Below are 16173 nucleotides of genomic sequence, written 5' to 3' on the forward strand. Positions count from 1 at the left end.
TTTTCTTTTGATCTCAAGCCTAAGGCTGCAGCCTGTACCCGCCCATCTCGGTGATCAGAATCCGCGCCACGGCCGGATCGGGCTCGATCTTCTGGCGCAGGCGGTAGACGTGGGTCTCCAGCGTATGGGTGGTGACCCCCGCGTTGTAGCCCCAGACCTCGGTCAGCAACTCCTCGCGCGACACGGGCTTGGAGCCGGCGCGGTAGAGGTACTTGAGGATGTTGGTTTCCTTCTCGGTCAGCCGCACCTTCTTCTGCTTCTCGTCGATCAGCAGCTTGGCCGAGGGGCGGAACTCGTAGGGGCCTATGCGGAACAGCGCGTCTTCCGAAGCCTCGTAGACCCGCAGCTGGGCGCGGATGCGGGCCAGCAGCACGCCAAAGCGGAAGGGCTTGGTGACATAGTCGTTGGCGCCGGACTCCAGGCCCAGGATCGTGTCGCTGTCGCTAGCCGCGGCCGTCAGCATGATCACCGGGGCGGTGACGCCGTTCTTGCGCATCAGGCGGCAGGCCTCGCGGCCGTCCATGTCGGGCAAGTCCACGTCCAGCAGGATCAGGTCGGGCTTGATCTCGCGCGACATCCGCACGCCTTCGCCGGCGCTGGCGGCCTCGGCGACCGCGAACTCCTCGTGAAGGGCCAGTTGCTCGGCAAGGGCGCCGCGCAGGTCGTCGTCGTCATCGATGAGCAATAGGGTCTTGCGTTGCGCCATAAGGGGAAACATGCACCGCTGCGCCCCTTCGGGACAAGCCCGAGCAAGGCCTTAAGTCCGGGAGTCGACCGATCATGCCGTTTCGCGCCCATGCCGATGGCCGTTTCGAGCTGGAAGGCCGCGTCGTGCGCTGCGCGATCGGCAAGGCCGGCGTCATCGCCGCCGCCGACAAGCGCGAGGGCGATAACAGGAGCCCGCTCGGCGTCTGGGTCATGCGGGAGGTCTGGTACCGACCGGACGTCTATCCCGAGGGTCCCCGAACCGCCCTGCCCCGCCGCGCCACGCGACCCGACGACGGCTGGTGCGACGCGCCGGGGGACCCCCGCTATAACCGCCCCGTCACCCTGCCCTATCCGGCCAGCGCCGAGCGGATGTGGCGCGACGACGCCGTCTATGACTTGGTGGTGATCCTGGGCCACAACGACGACCCGCCTGTTCCGGGCCTGGGCTCCGCGATCTTCATGCATCTGGCGCGGGAGGGGTATCCCGGCACCGAAGGCTGCGTGGCGCTGGCGCGAGCGGATATCGAGGCGGTTCTGGCCGCAGCGAAGCCGGGCGACGCCATCGAGATCGCGTTTTAAGCGTAGTCGCGCCGTCCAAACAGCGCCGAACCGACCCGCACCGAGGTCGCGCCCTCCGCGATCGCGATTTCGAAATCGTCGCTCATGCCCATGGACAGCTTCTCGACGCCGGTGCGCTGGGCGATGGCTCTCAGCTTGGCGAAATGCGGCGCGGGGTCCGCATCGACCGGCGGGATGCACATCAGCCCTTCGACCGGCAATCCGTAGGTCTCCCGGCAGGCGGCGATGAAGGCGTCCGCCTTGTCCGGCGCGATGCCGGCCTTCTGGGGCTCCTCGCCGATATTGACCTGGACATAGAGGCGCGGCACCTTGCCCGCCCGCTGGATCTCGTCGGCCAGCACACGAGCCAGCTTTTCTCGATCCAACGTCTCGATCACGTCGAAGAAGGCGACGGCCTCGCGCGCCTTATTGGTCTGCAGCGGACCGATCAGGCGCAGCTCGAGCCCCTCGCGGCGCTGACTCCAGCGCTCCATGGCCTCCTGGACGCGGTTCTCGCCGAACACTTTCTGCCCCGCGTCCAGCACCGGCGCGATATGCTCCCAAGGCTGGGTCTTGGACACCGCCACCAGCGTCACGTCGCCAGCGGGACGACCGGCGCGGGCCTCGGCGGCGGCGATGCGGCCTTGGATCTCGGCGAGGGCTTGCGACATGGAGAGCTCGATCTTGCGGACGGAAAGCGAACTGGAGGTCCTGTCTAGGACGGCGAGCGGGTTTTCGCCAAGGATCGCGCGCGGTCGGGTTCTGCCAAACCTGCTGTTCTTCACGGACCCGGCCAGGGTGGCCGACCCGGAGGCCGTCGCCCTGCGGCTACCCCGCGGGGCAGGGATCGTTTTACGGGCCTTCGGCGCGCCGGAGGCGGTCGACCAAGGCCGGCGGCTGCGGGCGATCGCCGACGCGCGCGGCTTGATCCTGCTGGCCGGCGCCCACCCCCGGCTCGCCGAGGATATCGGCGCCGATGGTCTGCACATGCCCGAACGTCTGTCCGGAGAAATCCCCCGCCTGCGCGTCGAACATCCCGACTGGCTGATCACGGTGGCGGCCCATGACCGTTCCGCGCTGACCGCCGCCGAGCGTTTGGAGGCCGACGCGGTCGTGGTCTCGCCGGTATTTCCCAGCAACAGTCCCTCGGCGGGCGCGCCCTTGGGTGTAGAAGGCCTGAACGCGCTGGTCTCCGCCACCGCCCTTCCGGTCTATGCGCTGGGGGGCGTGCGCGCGGACACCGCCGGACGTCTATCCGGCAGCGGCGTCGTGGGAATCGCGGCAGTGGAAGCGCTGGCCGGCTCTAAATCAAATGTTTAGAGCGTGAGATAAGCTGAAGCCGGTTCCGACCTTCAGCCTCACGCTCTAGAACTTGAACGCGGTTTCCAGGCGAACGCGCGGGGCGGGATCGCTCTGCTGCGCGCGGCGAGCGGCCAAGGCCGGATTGGACTCGCCCAGGCTGACGGCGCCGCCGACCCGGATCGACGGGGTCACCTTGAAATAGGCGCCGGCCTGAACGTCCTGCATTTCCATTTCACGGTTGGTCGGCTGGTCGAGGTCCAGCTTCAGGCCCCAGCGGCCCTTCTTGGCGTCCCAGCGCAGGGTGCGCTTGTCGTCCTGAGGGTACTGCACGCCGGCGGGAGCGCCGCTTGTGAAGTCGTTCTTGGCGGTGAAATCGGGGGCGACGGCATGAGGCTTGGCCTGGGCGAACGCCATCGACGCCGATCCCGAAAGGATCAGCGCGGCGGCTCCCGCCAGAAAGAAACGCGTCGCGACCATCGCTACTCGCCGCCTATACTCTGTTGTCCCCACCCATCCCATATAGGGAAGGGTCCCTGAAAATGCGATTAAAGGCTTGGGCTAAACGCGGTCAACCTCACTGTCGTCGCACTTTCGCCGGTCTTGTACGATTCAATCGTCTCGTGTGGCGATGAGGTCACGCGATTCCTGTTTTGAGGCAGCGCAGCCGTGCTATAGACCGGCTCCCGGCCGCGGGGGCGCGCCTGGAAGCGCGAAGCCGCGCCGGCAAGAATTTGGAGCGAGGTAATATGGCGTTTGAGCGTGGGTCTGTGATGCGCGGCGTCGCCGCGGGTGTCCTGGCTCTGTCGATGCTGGGCATGACGGCGTGCGCCAGCAACAAGGCCCCCAAGACTTTCGCCGCCGAAGGCCAGAAGAAAGGCTTCCTGGGGCTGGGTCACGCGAAGAAGGCTCAGACCCCGGACGCCGCCATCGGCGTCAACGGCTATCTGTGGCGCGCCAGCCTCGACACCCTCGCCTTCATGCCCCTGGCCTCGGCCGACCCCTATGGCGGCGTGATCATCACCGACTGGTACGTGAACCCCGAGACTCCCGCCGAGCGTTTCAAGGCCACGGTCTATATCCTCGACACCCGCCTGCGCGCCGACGGCCTGAACGTCACCGTGTTCAAGCAGTCGAAGGACGCGAACGGCGCCTGGGTCGACGCTCCGGTTTCCGACCAGACGGCCACCGACATCGAAAACGCGATTCTGACGCGCGCGCGCCAGCTTCGCCTGTCGAACATCAAGGGCTAAGGCCCGGCGGGGTCCTCCTTCGAGCGAAGAGGACCCCGAACACCCATATTCCTGCGCGCTCCGGCCGCGAAACCGCCTAGTCTTGCGCGGCGTCGCCTTACGGGGCGCCTTTTCGCATCCAAGACCTGGTTTCCGATGGCCCGCTACAATCCCAAAGACACCGAGCCCAAGTGGCGTGACGCCTGGGCGAAGGCCGACGTCTTCAAGACCGGCGAGATCAACGACGGCCGTCCGAAATACTACGTGCTCGAGATGTTCCCGTACCCGTCGGGTCGCATCCACATGGGCCACGTCCGCAACTACGCCATGGGCGACGTGGTGGCCCGCTACAAGCGCGCCCAGGGCTTCAACGTCCTGCACCCGATGGGCTGGGACGCCTTCGGGATGCCAGCCGAGAACGCGGCCATGGAGCGCGGCGTCCACCCCAAGGGCTGGACCTACGACAACATCGCCGCCATGCGCGAGCAGCTGAAGGCGCTGGGCATCTCGGTCGATTGGTCGCGCGAGTTCGCCACCTGCGACCCGGAATACTATGGCAAGCAGCAGGCCTGGTTCCTGCGCCTGCTGAAGCGCGGTCTGGTCTATCGCAAGGAAGCCTCGGTCAACTGGGACCCGGTCGACATGACCGTCCTGGCTAACGAGCAGGTGATCGACGGCAAGGGCTGGCGCTCGGGCGCGACGGTCGAGAAGCGCAAGCTGACCCAGTGGTTCCTGCGCATCACCGACTACGCCGACGCCCTGATCGACGGCCTGAAGACCCTGGACCGCTGGCCCGACAAGGTTCGCCTGATGCAGGAGAACTGGATCGGCCGCTCCAAGGGCCTGCGCTTCAAGTTCCAGTTTGACGGCGAAGCGCCCGACGGCCTGGCCGAGGGCCTGGAAGTTTACACCACCCGTCCCGACACCCTGTTCGGCGCCAGCTTCGTCGGCATCGCCCCCGAGCACCCGCTGGCCGAGCAGCTGGCGGTCGAGAACCCGCAAATCCAGCAGTTCATCGCCGACTGCCGCAAGGGCGGCACCTCGGAAGCCGAGATCGAGAGCGCCGAAAAGCTGGGCTACGACACCGGCCTGCGGGTCAAGCACCCGCTGGACCCGTCGATCACCCTGCCCGTCTGGATCGCCAACTTCATCCTGATGGACTACGGGACCGGCGCGATCTTCGCCTGCCCGGCCCACGACCAGCGCGACCTGGACTTCGCCCGCAAGTACGACCTGCCGGTCAAACCGGTGGTGCTGCCTAACGAGGAGGATCCGGCGACCTTCACGGTCGGCAAGGAGGCCTATGTCGGCCCCGGCAAGATCTTCAATTCCGAATTCCTGGACGGCATGGACGTCGAGACCGCCAAGGCCGAGGCCGTGGCGCGCATCGAGGCGGCCGGCCAGGGCCAGGGCGCGACCGTCTATCGCCTGCGCGACTGGGGCGTTTCGCGCCAGCGCTACTGGGGCTGTCCGATCCCGGTCATCCACTGCGAGGCCTGCGGCGTCGTCCCCGTCCCGGAAGACCAGCTGCCCGTCGCCCTGCCCGACGACGTCACCTTCGACAAGCCGGGCAACCCGCTGCTGCGTCACCCGACCTGGCGCCACACCACCTGCCCGTCCTGCGGCGGCAAGGCCGAGCGCGAGACCGACACGCTGGATACGTTCATCGACTCCAGCTGGTACTTCGCCCGCTTCGCCGACACGGAAGCCGCCGAGCCGGTCGGCAAGGCCGCGGCCGACTACTGGCTGCCGGTCGACCAGTATATCGGCGGCGTCGAGCACGCGATCCTGCACCTGCTGTACGCCCGCTTCATCACCCGCGCTCTGAAGGACGAGGGCCTGGTTTCGGTCGAGGAGCCGTTCGCGGGCCTGTTCACGCAAGGCATGGTCACCCACGAGGCCTACAAGAACGAGGCCGGCGAATGGGTCGAACCTTCCGACGTGGTGATCAAGGTCGAGGGCAATAGCCGCTCGGCCACGCACGCCAAGACCGGCGCGCCGATCGTCATCGGCGACATCGAGAAGATGTCGAAGTCCAAGAAGAACGTCGTCGCCCCCGAGGACATCTTCGAGGCCTACGGCGTCGACAGCGCCCGGCTGTTCGTGATGTCCGACAGCCCGCCCGAGCGCGATGTTCAGTGGACCAACGCTGGCGTCGAGGGCAGCTGGCGCTTCACGCACCGCCTGTGGAACGAGTTCGACAGCCAGCCCGCCGGCGACTTCGCCCACGACGACAGCGATGAGGCGGCTCTGGCGTTGCGCAAGGCCGCCCACAAGCTGATCGGCTTCGTCACCGACAGCATCGAGGGCTTCCGCTTCAACAGCGGCGTGGCGCGCCTGTACGAGTTCCTGAACGCCCTGAAGGCCGCGCCGGCTGAAGGCGCTTCGGATGCCGTCCTGGCGGCCCGGGCCGAGGCCCTGAACATCCTGGCCCGGCTGGTCGCCCCGTTCACCCCGCACCTGGCCGAGGAGGCCTGGGCGAAGATCGGCGGCGAAGGCATGGTCGTCAACGCTCCCTGGCCCAAGGCCGACCCGGCCCTGGCCGCGGACGACGAACGCGTCCTGCCGATCCAGATCAACGGCAAGCGTCGCGGCGAGGTGAAGGTCAAGGCCGGCGCCCCGGACGACGAAGTGACCAAAATCGCGCTGGCGGATCCCAACGTCATGGCTCACCTTGAGGGCGTCACGGTCCGCAAGGTGATCGTGGTGAAGGACCGCATCGTCAACATCGTGGCCAATTGAGACTCCAAGCGACAACGATGAAACGCACCCTGGCAGCCGCCACAATCGCGCTTTCGGCCATGGCCCTGTCGGGCTGCGGCTTCACCCCCCTCTACGCCCGTCCCGGCGTCGAGGGTGGCCTCTCCAGCATCGAGGCCGTGTCGTCCGAGGGTCGCGCCGGCTACCTGCTACGGGAAGCCTTGGACGACGCCCTGGCGCATCACCAGGGGACTCAGCCGGCCTATCGGCTGACCTATTGGATCAGCGAGCGTCGCTTCCCTCGCGGCGTGCGCCTCGACAACGTGGCCAACCGCTACGAGCTGCAGATGACCGTCACCTGGCGCCTCATCGACGCCAAGACGGCCGCCGAGGTCCACAAGGGCGTCACGCCCGTATCGGTCACCTATGACTCGGCCGACCAGCCCTATGCCGCGATCGCCGCCCAGGAGGATGGCCAGCAGCGGGCCGCGACCGAGGCCGCGCGCCGGATCCAGCTGGACCTGGCCGCCTGGCTGGCGGGCAAGGCCCCGGCGTAAGGCCTCGGGATGATCCTCTCCAAGCGTCCGGACGTCGAACGCTTCCTGAAGGAGCCGACCCCGGACATTCGGGCCGTGATTATCTACGGCAAGGACCGAGGCGTGGTGCGCGATCGCGCCAACGCCCTGGCCAAGCGCGTCGTCGCGCGCCCCGACGACCCCTTCGACACCGCCCAGCTCACCGAAGGCGATCTGGACAGCGATCCAGCCAAGCTGGAGGACGAGCTGTCGGCCCTCTCGCTGATGGGCGGCCGCCGCCTGGTGCGCCTGCGCCTGACCGGCGAGAAGGCCGGTCCGGACAAGGCCGCCGCCGAGGCCGTTACCCGCCATGTCGAGGGCCTGCTCAATCCCGACGCCTTCTTCCTGATCGAAGCCGGGGCGCTGGGCCGCGATTCCCAGCTCCGCAAGATTGGCGAGAAGGCCAATGGCTGCGCCGTCATCCCCTGCTACGAGGACGAGGCTGGCGACCTGGCCCGCCTGACCCGCGACACCCTGGCCAATGACCGGGTCGGTCTGAACAGCGAGGCGCTGGAGCTCTTCGTCTCGCGGCTGCCCAAGGAACGCGGCGTCGCCCGGGCGGAGATCGAACGTCTGGCGCTGTATCTTGGCCCAGGCAGCGGCATCAACGCGACGGCCGCCGACCTGACGGACTTTCTGGGCGTCGAGCCCGAAGCCTCGCTGAGCGACGCCGCCGCCGATGCGTTCGGCGGCCGGGCCGGCGCGGCCCAGACCGCCCTGCGCCGCGCCGCCGCCGAGGGCGAAGGCGGCCCCGCCGCCGTCCGGGCCATCAGCTTCTATCTGGGCCGTCTGCGCCGGGTGTTGACCCTGCACAAGAACGGCGTCGACCTGCAGGCCGCCGCCAAGGCCGCTGGAATCTTCTGGAAGCAGGAGCGCGAATTCCTGCGCCAGGCGCGCGCTTGGAACCTGGAAGCGATCCTGGACATCCAGGGCGAGGTCCTCGCGGCGGATCGGGCCTGCAAGAGCTCCGGTTCGCCCGACCAGCTGATCGCCGAGCGTCTGGCTCTGATGATCGCGGGCCGCGCCCGCCGTCTGGGGCTGTAGAGCTCCGAAAACCGCCCCAAAAGCATTGTTTGCGCGGCTGTGGACGACTTTCCAGAAATCCTTTCGCCAGAAGGGCTTGTGGCCAAAAGCACCCCGGATCGCCCTCCGCTCACGAAAACGGCGCCTCCCCGAGTACGGAAAGGCGCCGCTCCATGCGCGACAGAGGCGATTTTCGGACGCTGCAAAAAGCGCCCGCACGCACGCTTTTATGTGCAAGCGGTCAGACCCCGCGCGTCAGACGATTGCAGAGATCGTCCAGCTGCTCAAGCGTCGCATAGCTAATGGTCAGGGTTCCGGTCGACCCACGATGATCGATCGAAACGTCCAGGCCAAGCACCGACGACAAGTCGGCTTCCAGCGCCTGGGTGTCGGTATCCTTGACGCGAGGCGGGCGACCGCCCTTGTTCTTAGACGGCGTCGCGGTCGGCGCTTTGCGGGCCAGGGCCTCGGTCTCGCGAACCGACAGCCCCCCTTCGATGATCTGCTTGGCCAGGGCCACCGGATCGGCCGCGGCGGCGATGGCCCGCGCGTGACCGGCCGACAGCTCGCCGCTGACCAGGTAGGACTGCACCTCGTCCGGTAGGGCCAGCAGACGCATCGTGTTGGCGACGTGGCTGCGGCTCTTGCCGATGGTCTGGGCGATCGCTTCCTGGGTGCGATCGAACTTCTCCATCAAGACCTTGTAGGACAGGGCCTCTTCCAGAACGTTCAGATCGGCGCGCTGGACGTTCTCGATGATGCCGATCTCCAGCACCGCCAGGTCGTCCAGTTCCCGCACCATGATCGGTACGCTGCGCAGGCCGGCGCGCTGAGCCGCGCGCCAACGGCGTTCACCGGCGACGATCTGGTATTCCCCGGGCGAGCCCGGCGCGGGACGGACCAGGATCGGCTGCAGGACGCCCTTCTCGCGGATCGAGTTGGACAGGTCCTCCAGATCTTCCTCGCGGAAGGTGCGGCGCGGCTGGTCCGGGTTGCGCTTCAGGATCTCGATCGGCGCTTCGCGCGAACCGCCGGCATTGGCCCCCGGTGCCTGGGCGGGCGCCGCCTCGACCTCGCCCAGCAGAGCGGACAGACCACGACCCAGACCACGCCGGCCCTCGGAACTACCGGGCTCACCCACCACTACGGACTCCATCATCTTCTCGGTCAAACTCGGTATCGATACTTGGAAACTCGGGATCAGGCCGCCTGGGCCTGGCGATCGCGCTCGCGGCTGATCACTTCGCGCGCCAGCTTCAGATAAGCCTGACTGCCGGCGCACTTGAGATCATACAGCAGGACGGGCTTGCCGAACGACGGGGCCTCGGAGACGCGCACATTGCGCGGAATGATCGCGTCATAGACCTTGTCGCCGAAGTACTCGCGGACATCCCGGGCCACCTGCTCGGACAGGCTGTTGCGCCGGTCGTACATGGTCAGCACGACGCCCTGGATTTCGAGGCGCGGATTGAGGCTGCCGCGAATGCGTTCGATGGTCCGCATCAGCTGAGTCAGCCCTTCGAGGGCGAAGAACTCGCACTGCAAGGGCACGAACACCGCGTCGGCGGCGGTCATGGCGTTGACGGTCAGCACGTTCAGGGACGGCGGGCAGTCGATCAGCACATAGGTGTAAGGGCCGTTAGCGCGGATCGGCTCCAGGGCGTCGCGCAGCCGGTAGGACCGACGGGCGGTCTGACCCAGCTCGATCTCGATGCCCGAGAGATCGGCGTCGGCCGGTATGACGTCCAGGCCAGGCAGCTCGGTCTTCACGGCCGCGTCGACCACGGGCGCCTCGCCCATCAGCACGTCATAGAGGGTGGTTCGGCGCGCGGTGCGGCCGATCCCCAGCCCCGTGGAACAATTGCCTTGCGGGTCGGCGTCGATCAGCAGCACACGCTCGCCGCACGCGGCCAGGGCGGTGCCGAGGTTGATGGCGGTGGTGGTCTTGCCCACCCCGCCCTTCTGGTTGGCGATGGCGAAAACGCGGAGAGGATTAGCGGACACGGGAAAACCTCTTCACTTGAACGATACGACCCCGGGGGTCGCTTTGACTGGGATGCAGATCACTCTCGAAGTTCCAGGCCTTCTTGGCCTCCGAGAGCTCGGTCGCGACGTCCTGGCCTTTGAGGAAAAGACCGGTCGCGCCCCTGCGCAGATAGGGTTCGGCGAAGCCGAGCAGCTTGGTCATCGGCGCGCAGGCCCGGGCCGTCACGACGTCGACCTTCAGGCTCAGATCCTCCGCGCGCGCATTGTGGATCTGGACCGGCAGATCAAGATCCTTCGCCACCACCTCCAGAAAACGGCAGCGCTTGGTCATCGATTCCACCAGATGCACCCGCGCCCCGGCCCTACCCTTCAGAAGTATGGCCAGCACCACGCCAGGCAGGCCGGCGCCGGCGCCCAGATCCGCCCAGGTCAGAGCGTCCGGCGCGAAGGCCAGAAGCTGGGCGCTGTCCAGCGCGTGACGGGTCCAGTAGGTGGCGATGGTCAGCGGGCCGACCAGGTTCATCACCTCATTCCACTCGGCCAGCAGCGTCTGATAGCGCGCGAGATCGGCGAGCTGGCCGTCCGACGCGCCCGTCATGGCTTGATAGCCCGCCGCGTCCAGGACGGGCGGTTCGACGAGCACGGCTTCAGGCTGCACGGCCGCGCCTCACATAGGCCAGCAATGCGGTCAGCGCCCCAGGGGTCACGCCTTCGATGCGGGCCGCTTGGCCCAGGGTCAGCGGCCGGACCCGCGCCAGCTTTTCCCGCACTTCGTTCGACAGGCCGCCAATTTCCCCGTAGTCGAGATCGGTGGGCAGGCGCAGGTCCTCGTCCTTGCGCAGCGACTCGGCGTCGGCCCGCTGGCGATCCAGATAACCGGCATAGGCGGCCTCGATCTCGATCTGCTCGCGGACATCGGTGTTCCACGTGAAAACCTCGGGCCAAACCCGGCCCAGGTCGTCGAGGGTCACATCGGGATAGGCCAGCATGGCGAACACGTCACGTCGCACACCGTCGCTATTGACCTTGAAGCCCGCCTTTACCGCCTCGTTCGGGGTCAGGCTGACCGAACGCGCAAAACCGCGCGCCGCTTCCAGACGGGCCTTCTTGTCGGCCCAAGCGGCCGCCCGCCGCGCGCCGACGACACCCAAGGCGATCCCGCGATCGGTCAGCCTCTGGTCGGCGTTATCGGCGCGAAGTGTCAGGCGGAATTCGGCACGGCTGGTAAACATTCTATAGGGCTCGGTCACGCCCCGCGTGACGAGGTCGTCGATCATCACCCCGATATAGGCCTCATCCCGAGCGAAGATCGCCGGCGACCTCCCCTGCACGGCCAGGGCCGCGTTCAGACCGGCCACCAAGCCCTGGGCGCCCGCCTCTTCATAGCCGGTGGTGCCGTTGATCTGGCCCGCCAGATAGAGCCCGGGCAGACGCTTGGTCTCCAGCGTGGCGTACAGCTCGCGCGGGTCGACATAGTCGTATTCGATCGCATAGCCGTAGCGGATCACCTCGACCTTCTCCAGGCCAGGGATCGTGCGCAGGAACAGCAGCTGGGTTTCTTCCGAAACCGACGTGGAAATGCCGTTGGGATAAACGGTGTTGTCGTCGAGGCCTTCGGGCTCGAGAAAAATCTGATGGCTGGTCTTGTCCGCGAACCGGACAACCTTGTCCTCGATCGAGGGACAATAGCGGGGCCCAACGCCCGAGGCGCGGCCGCTATAGACCAGGGACTCCCCGATCCGCTCGGCGATGATCCGATGGGTTTCCTCGGTCGTGAAGGTGATCCCGCAAGCGATCTGAGGAACGTCAATCTTGTCGGTCAGGGACGAGAATGGGATCGGCGAGTCGTCAGCGGCTTGGCTCTCCAGCCGGTCCCAGGCGATCGTCCTGCCATCCAGGCGCGCCGGCGTTCCGGTCTTCAGCCGGCCCATCTGGAAGTCTAAGGCGTAAAGCCGGTCGGCCAAACCGATCGAGGGCTGATCGCCGACCCGACCTGCGGGAATGCGATCCTCGCCGCGATGGATCACGCCCTTCAAGAAGGTGCCGGTGGTCAGGATTACACGTGAAGCGCGGTAGGCGCGGGCCCCAGCGTCGATCACGCCCGCGACCGCGCCGGCCTCCACGATCAGGTCCTCGGCGGCGGCGGCGATGACGTCGAGATTCGGCGTCGACGCCAGTTCGGCCTGCATGGCCTCGCGATAGAGACGGCGATCGATCTGCGACCGTGGGCCTCGCACCGCCGGTCCCTTCGACCGGTTCAGCATGCGAAACTGAATGCCGGACCTGTCGGCAATACGGCCCATCACGCCGTCCAGGGCGTCGATCTCGCGGACGAGATGCCCCTTGCCCAGCCCCCCGATGGCCGGATTGCAGGACATTTCGCCGATGGTTTCGAGCTTATGCGTCAGCAACAAGGTGCGCGCGCCCGCACGCGCGGACGCGGTCGCCGCTTCGCAGCCGGCGTGGCCGCCGCCAATGACAATGACATCCCAGGAGTTGGACAAGAGACTCGGCCTCAATGCGAACGCCCCCGACGGGCGGGGGCGTTGGACTCGACATATACGCCAATCAGGCGATCAGGTCGATGTGACTCGTCGGCGTTCCACGTGAAACGCCCTAACCGCAGCTGTGAGCAGCCTGTGGATAGTCGGCGCGTGTTTCACGTGGAACATCACTTGCCGATGCAAAAGGTCGAGAAGACACGACCCAGAACATCCTCGGGGTCGACCCGGCCCGTGATCTTTTCCAGGGCCCGAGCCGCCAAGCGAACGTCCTCGGCCGCCAGCTCGACTTCCAGGCCGGCGTCGGATAGCGCGCGGGCCAGGTAGCTCTGGGCCTCCCGAAGCCGTTCGGCATGACGCAAACGCGTCGCGGCGGGAAAGTCGGCGCCGGACAACGCGTCGGCGACGGCAGCCGCAAGCCTGCCTCGAAGATCATCCAGCGCGGAAGCCGATCGCGCGGACAGACGAACAACCTCAAGCCCCTCCCGTCGGGCCCAGCGCTCCGCTTCGTCGAGCGTCAGGGTTTGGGCGATATCCACCTTGTTCAGCACCAGCCAGTCGCCGGGCCGAACGGCGTCCTCAAGCTCCACGCGATGTTTCACGTGAAACCCGTCGACGACCCAAAGCCTTAGGTCAGCATCCTCGGCCCAGGCCCGCGCCCGTCTCACCCCCTCGGCCTCGATGGCGTCCGACGTCTCCCGAATCCCCGCCGTGTCGGCCAGAAGAACCTTATAGCCTCCGAGCACCAACGGAACTTCAATGACATCCCGAGTCGTACCGGGTGTGTCCGTAACGATCGCCGCCTCCCGCTCGGCAAGACCGTTGAGCAGCGTGCTCTTCCCGGCGTTCGGCGCCCCGATCAAGGCGATCCGGAAGCCATCGCGAACCCGGCGACCACGGGCCACATCGGCGAGCGCGAGATCGAGTTCGGCTTTCAAGGTTCTCAAGGCCGGCCGAGCGCGCTCCGCGACGGCCTCGGGAAGGTCCTCATCAGGGAAGTCGACCGCCGCTTCGAGCATCGCCTGGGACTGAACCAACAGGTCGCGCCAACGATCGTAGCGCTGGCTCAAGGCGCCTCCCAATTGACCCAGGGCCTGTCGTCGCTGCGCCTCGGTCTCAGCGTCGATGAGGTCGGCCACGCCCTCGGCCTGGGCCAGGTCCAGCTTGCCGTTTTCAAACGCGCGACGAGTGAACTCCCCGGGTTCGGCCAAGCGCGCGCCGAGCCCGGCCAAGGCCGACATCAGCGCCTCGACGACGGCCCTGCCGCCGTGCACGTGAAACTCCGCGCTGTCCTCTCCGGTATAGCTGGCCGGACCTTCGAACCTCAAAACCAGCGCCTCATCCAGCGCCACGCCCTCGTGGCGCAAGGTCCTGAGCACCGCCAAGCGCGGGCGCGGCGCGGACCCGCACAGCGCTTTGACGATAGACAGCGTCGCCGGACCCGAGACCCGCACCACGGCCACGGCCGATCGTCCCGGCGCGGTGGCCGGGGCGAAGATCGTATCGGTCATGATCTCAGTCGCGTTTGCCGGCGGCCGCGCCGGCGGCGGCCGTCATCAACTTCCGGAACTGTTCCTGCGCCCCGGCGCCGAACGCCATCCAGTTCTTCAACAGTTCGTCCGGGGCCAGCATCGCCATATTGGCGTCCATCCGATTCTGCATCTCCTTGACGAGGTGCTCGTTCAAACCGCTGACATCCGGAAGCCCTAAAAAGGCTCGCGCCTCGACGGGCGTGCAATCAATCTCGATGGTCATCTTCATCGGGTGGTTCCCTTCGGTCAGGGCACGATATTGTTATGGGGCAAGCCCGTCGGCGCAGGTTAGAGCGCTTTGGTCGAAAGTCACATCGACCAGTATGGACGGAGAGCTGCGATGAGCGAGACCCTCACGATCACCACGCCGGACGGCGATTTCTCGGCCTATGTGGCGCGCCCGGAGGCGGACAAGGCTCCCGCCATCCTCGTGATCCAGGAGATCTTCGGCGTCAATAAGGTGATGCGCGACATCTGTGACGGCCTGGCCGCGCAAGGCTATGTCGCCGTGTGCCCCGATCTGTTCTGGCGGATCGAGCCCGGCATCGACATCACCGACCAGTCCGAAGCCGAATGGAAGCGCGCCTTCGAGCTGTTCAATGCCTTCGATGTGGACACGGGTGTCAACGACATCGCCGCCACCATCACCGCGATCCGCGCGATGCCCGGCGTCGAGGGCAAGGTCGGCGCCGTCGGCTATTGCCTCGGCGGGCTGCTCGCCTTCCTGACCGCGACGCGCACGGACGCCGACGCCGCGGTCTCGTACTATGGCGTGGGTATCGAAAAGCACGTTGGCGAGGCCGAGAAGCTGAACCATCCGCTGCTGATGCATATCGCGGAGAAGGATCAGTTCGTCCCGCCGGAAGCCCAGCAGGTGATCCTGCAGGCGCTGAAGGACCATCCCCAGATCGAAATCCACACCTATCCTGGCCGAGACCACGCGTTCGCCCGCGAGGGCGGCGCACACTACGACACCGGTGACGCGGCGAAGGCCAACGCCCTGAGCCTCGCTTTCTTCAAGAAGGCGCTGGGCTGATGCTGGCCGTCCAGGCGGTTCACACAGGCGGACCCGAGGTGCTGAAGGCCGTCGAGGTCGAGGTTCCCTCGCCGGCGGCCGGGCAGATTCTGGTCAAACACCACGCCATCGGTCTGAACTATATCGACACCTATCATCGCTCCGGGCTCTATCCGCTGAAGCTGCCGGCCGTGATCGGGCTGGAGGCGGCGGGCGTCGTCGAGGCGATCGGCGAGACCGTCACGCGGTTCAGGCCGGGCGACCGCGTGGCGTACAATGGGACGCTCGGAGCCTATGCCCAGGCGGCCGTGGTCCCGGCCGACCGAGCCGTGAAGGTTCCGGATGGCGTGAGCCTAGAGACGGCGGCGGCGGCGATGCTCAAGGGCATGACCGCGGAGTTTCTGGTCCGCCGATGTTTCCACGTGAAACCCGGTGATCGCGTGCTGATCCACGCGGCCGCCGGCGGCGTCGGCCAGATCCTGGTGCAATGGTGCAAGGCCTTGGGCGCGACGGTAATCGCCACCGCCGGCTCGAAGGCCAAACTGGCCGTGGCGAAGGACCTGGGCGCCGATCATCTGATCGATTACAGCGACGAAGACATCGCGGCCCAGGTCGCCGAGATCACCAACGGCCAGGGCGTCGCGGTCGTTTATGACGGCGTGGGGAAAGACACCTGGGACGCCAGCCTGAAAAGTCTGTCCCGCCGAGGGACGCTGGTGACCTTCGGCAATGCCTCGGGTCCAGTCCCGCCCTTCCCGCCGCTGGACCTAGGGGCCAAGTCGCTGTTCGTGACCCGCCCCCGCCTGTTCGACTATATCGCCACGACCGAAGAGTTGGATGAGAGCGCCGCGGCGCTATTCGCCGTCCTCGCCTCCGGCGCGGTGAAAATCGACATCGGCCAGACCTTCCCCCTGGCCGAGGCCCGCGCCGCACACGAGGCCCTGGAAGGCCGAAAGACCACGGGCGCGACATTGCTGGTCCCGTAGGCTGACGCCAGCGGTACGACCAACAAAAAAGGCCCCGGGTATTACCGGGGCCTTTCTC

General features: G+C 66.9%; 17 protein-coding genes. 8 read left to right on the plus strand and 9 right to left on the minus strand.

The features are described 5' to 3' along the window. Positions 1-19: 19 nt before the first annotated feature. Complete coding sequence (locus tag FCU40_RS03620) at positions 20-706, minus strand: response regulator transcription factor (RefSeq protein ID WP_035017107.1); 687 nt, start codon at positions 704-706, stop codon at positions 20-22. Between the two features lie 74 nt (positions 707-780). Between FCU40_RS03620 and FCU40_RS03625 the strand changes: the two genes are divergently transcribed. After that, complete coding sequence (locus tag FCU40_RS03625; protein WP_168072984.1) at positions 781-1287, plus strand: L,D-transpeptidase family protein; 507 nt, start codon at positions 781-783, stop codon at positions 1285-1287. Here the strand turns inward: FCU40_RS03625 and FCU40_RS03630 are convergent. Continuing rightward, positions 1284-1937 carry a YggS family pyridoxal phosphate-dependent enzyme gene (locus tag FCU40_RS03630; protein ID WP_168072985.1) on the minus strand — a complete coding sequence of 218 codons (654 nt, stop codon included), beginning with the start codon at positions 1935-1937 and terminating at the stop codon, positions 1284-1286. The two genes, FCU40_RS03625 and FCU40_RS03630, sit on opposite strands and share 4 nt — an antisense overlap. Before the next feature lie 13 nt (positions 1938-1950). Here FCU40_RS03630 and FCU40_RS03635 point away from each other — a divergent pair, with 13 nt between their 5' ends. Further along, positions 1951-2586 carry a thiamine phosphate synthase gene (locus tag FCU40_RS03635; protein WP_175582056.1) on the plus strand — a complete coding sequence of 212 codons (636 nt, stop codon included), beginning with the start codon at positions 1951-1953 and terminating at the stop codon, positions 2584-2586. Between the two features lie 45 nt (positions 2587-2631). Here FCU40_RS03635 and FCU40_RS03640 read toward each other — a convergent pair whose 3' ends face one another. After that, positions 2632-3045: an NtrZ family periplasmic regulatory protein gene (locus FCU40_RS03640; RefSeq protein WP_004618196.1), complete on the minus strand. Its 414-nt coding sequence runs from the start codon at positions 3043-3045 to the stop codon at positions 2632-2634. A 254-nt stretch (positions 3046-3299) separates the two neighbouring features. Between FCU40_RS03640 and FCU40_RS03645 the strand changes: the two genes are divergently transcribed. From FCU40_RS03645 to holA, 4 genes are all read left to right on the plus strand, one after another. Then, positions 3300-3818, plus strand: a complete 519-nt coding sequence (locus FCU40_RS03645) for a DUF3576 domain-containing protein (protein ID WP_081612904.1) — start codon at positions 3300-3302, stop codon at positions 3816-3818. A gap of 135 nt (positions 3819-3953) precedes the next feature. Then, the gene (gene leuS, locus FCU40_RS03650) at positions 3954-6539 is read left to right on the plus strand and encodes a leucine--tRNA ligase (protein ID WP_168072986.1); all 2586 of its coding nucleotides are present in this window, start codon (positions 3954-3956) and stop codon (positions 6537-6539) included. 17 nt (positions 6540-6556) lie between these two features. Next, positions 6557-7054 (plus strand): LPS assembly lipoprotein LptE, encoded by a 498-nt coding sequence (lptE, locus tag FCU40_RS03655; RefSeq protein ID WP_168072987.1) that lies wholly within the window; start codon positions 6557-6559, stop codon positions 7052-7054. 9 nt (positions 7055-7063) lie between these two features. After that, on the plus strand, positions 7064-8116 hold the full coding sequence (holA, locus tag FCU40_RS03660) for a DNA polymerase III subunit delta (protein WP_004618192.1): 1053 nt from the start codon (positions 7064-7066) through the stop codon (positions 8114-8116). Positions 8117-8336: 220 nt separating this feature from the next. Here the strand turns inward: holA and FCU40_RS03665 are convergent, their stop codons facing one another. The 6 genes from FCU40_RS03665 to FCU40_RS03690 form a co-directional block, all read right to left on the minus strand. Beyond that, complete coding sequence (locus FCU40_RS03665) at positions 8337-9251, minus strand: ParB/RepB/Spo0J family partition protein (protein WP_168073034.1); 915 nt, start codon at positions 9249-9251, stop codon at positions 8337-8339. 44 nt (positions 9252-9295) lie between these two features. Continuing rightward, positions 9296-10099 (minus strand): ParA family protein, encoded by an 804-nt coding sequence (locus tag FCU40_RS03670; RefSeq protein WP_004618190.1) that lies wholly within the window; start codon positions 10097-10099, stop codon positions 9296-9298. Beyond that, a complete protein-coding gene (rsmG, locus tag FCU40_RS03675) occupies positions 10089-10679 on the minus strand; it encodes a 16S rRNA (guanine(527)-N(7))-methyltransferase RsmG (RefSeq protein ID WP_168073035.1) in 591 nt (196 codons plus the stop codon). Before rsmG ends, FCU40_RS03670 begins: the two co-directional genes overlap by 11 nt. A 49-nt stretch (positions 10680-10728) precedes the next feature. Further along, on the minus strand, positions 10729-12585 hold the full coding sequence (gene mnmG, locus FCU40_RS03680; RefSeq protein ID WP_168072989.1) for a tRNA uridine-5-carboxymethylaminomethyl(34) synthesis enzyme MnmG: 1857 nt from the start codon (positions 12583-12585) through the stop codon (positions 10729-10731). Positions 12586-12752: 167 nt separating this feature from the next. Then, positions 12753-14093 carry a tRNA uridine-5-carboxymethylaminomethyl(34) synthesis GTPase MnmE gene (gene mnmE, locus FCU40_RS03685; protein WP_168072991.1) on the minus strand — a complete coding sequence of 447 codons (1341 nt, stop codon included), beginning with the start codon at positions 14091-14093 and terminating at the stop codon, positions 12753-12755. 4 nt (positions 14094-14097) lie between these two features. Beyond that, the gene (locus tag FCU40_RS03690; protein ID WP_004618186.1) at positions 14098-14343 is read right to left on the minus strand and encodes a DUF6489 family protein; all 246 of its coding nucleotides are present in this window, start codon (positions 14341-14343) and stop codon (positions 14098-14100) included. Between the two features lie 111 nt (positions 14344-14454). Here FCU40_RS03690 and FCU40_RS03695 point away from each other — a divergent pair, with 111 nt between their 5' ends. Both FCU40_RS03695 and FCU40_RS03700 read left to right on the plus strand, forming a co-directional pair. Further along, positions 14455-15150 carry a dienelactone hydrolase family protein gene (locus FCU40_RS03695; RefSeq protein WP_168072993.1) on the plus strand — a complete coding sequence of 232 codons (696 nt, stop codon included), beginning with the start codon at positions 14455-14457 and terminating at the stop codon, positions 15148-15150. Next, positions 15150-16115: a quinone oxidoreductase gene (locus FCU40_RS03700; RefSeq protein ID WP_168072995.1), complete on the plus strand. Its 966-nt coding sequence runs from the start codon at positions 15150-15152 to the stop codon at positions 16113-16115. The genes FCU40_RS03695 and FCU40_RS03700 overlap by 1 nt, the downstream gene beginning before the upstream one ends. Positions 16116-16173 lie beyond the last annotated feature (58 nt).

This window comes from Caulobacter sp. SSI4214 (genome assembly GCF_012184455.1).
In the GTDB taxonomy this organism is placed as follows: Bacteria; Pseudomonadota; Alphaproteobacteria; order Caulobacterales; family Caulobacteraceae; genus Caulobacter; species Caulobacter vibrioides_E.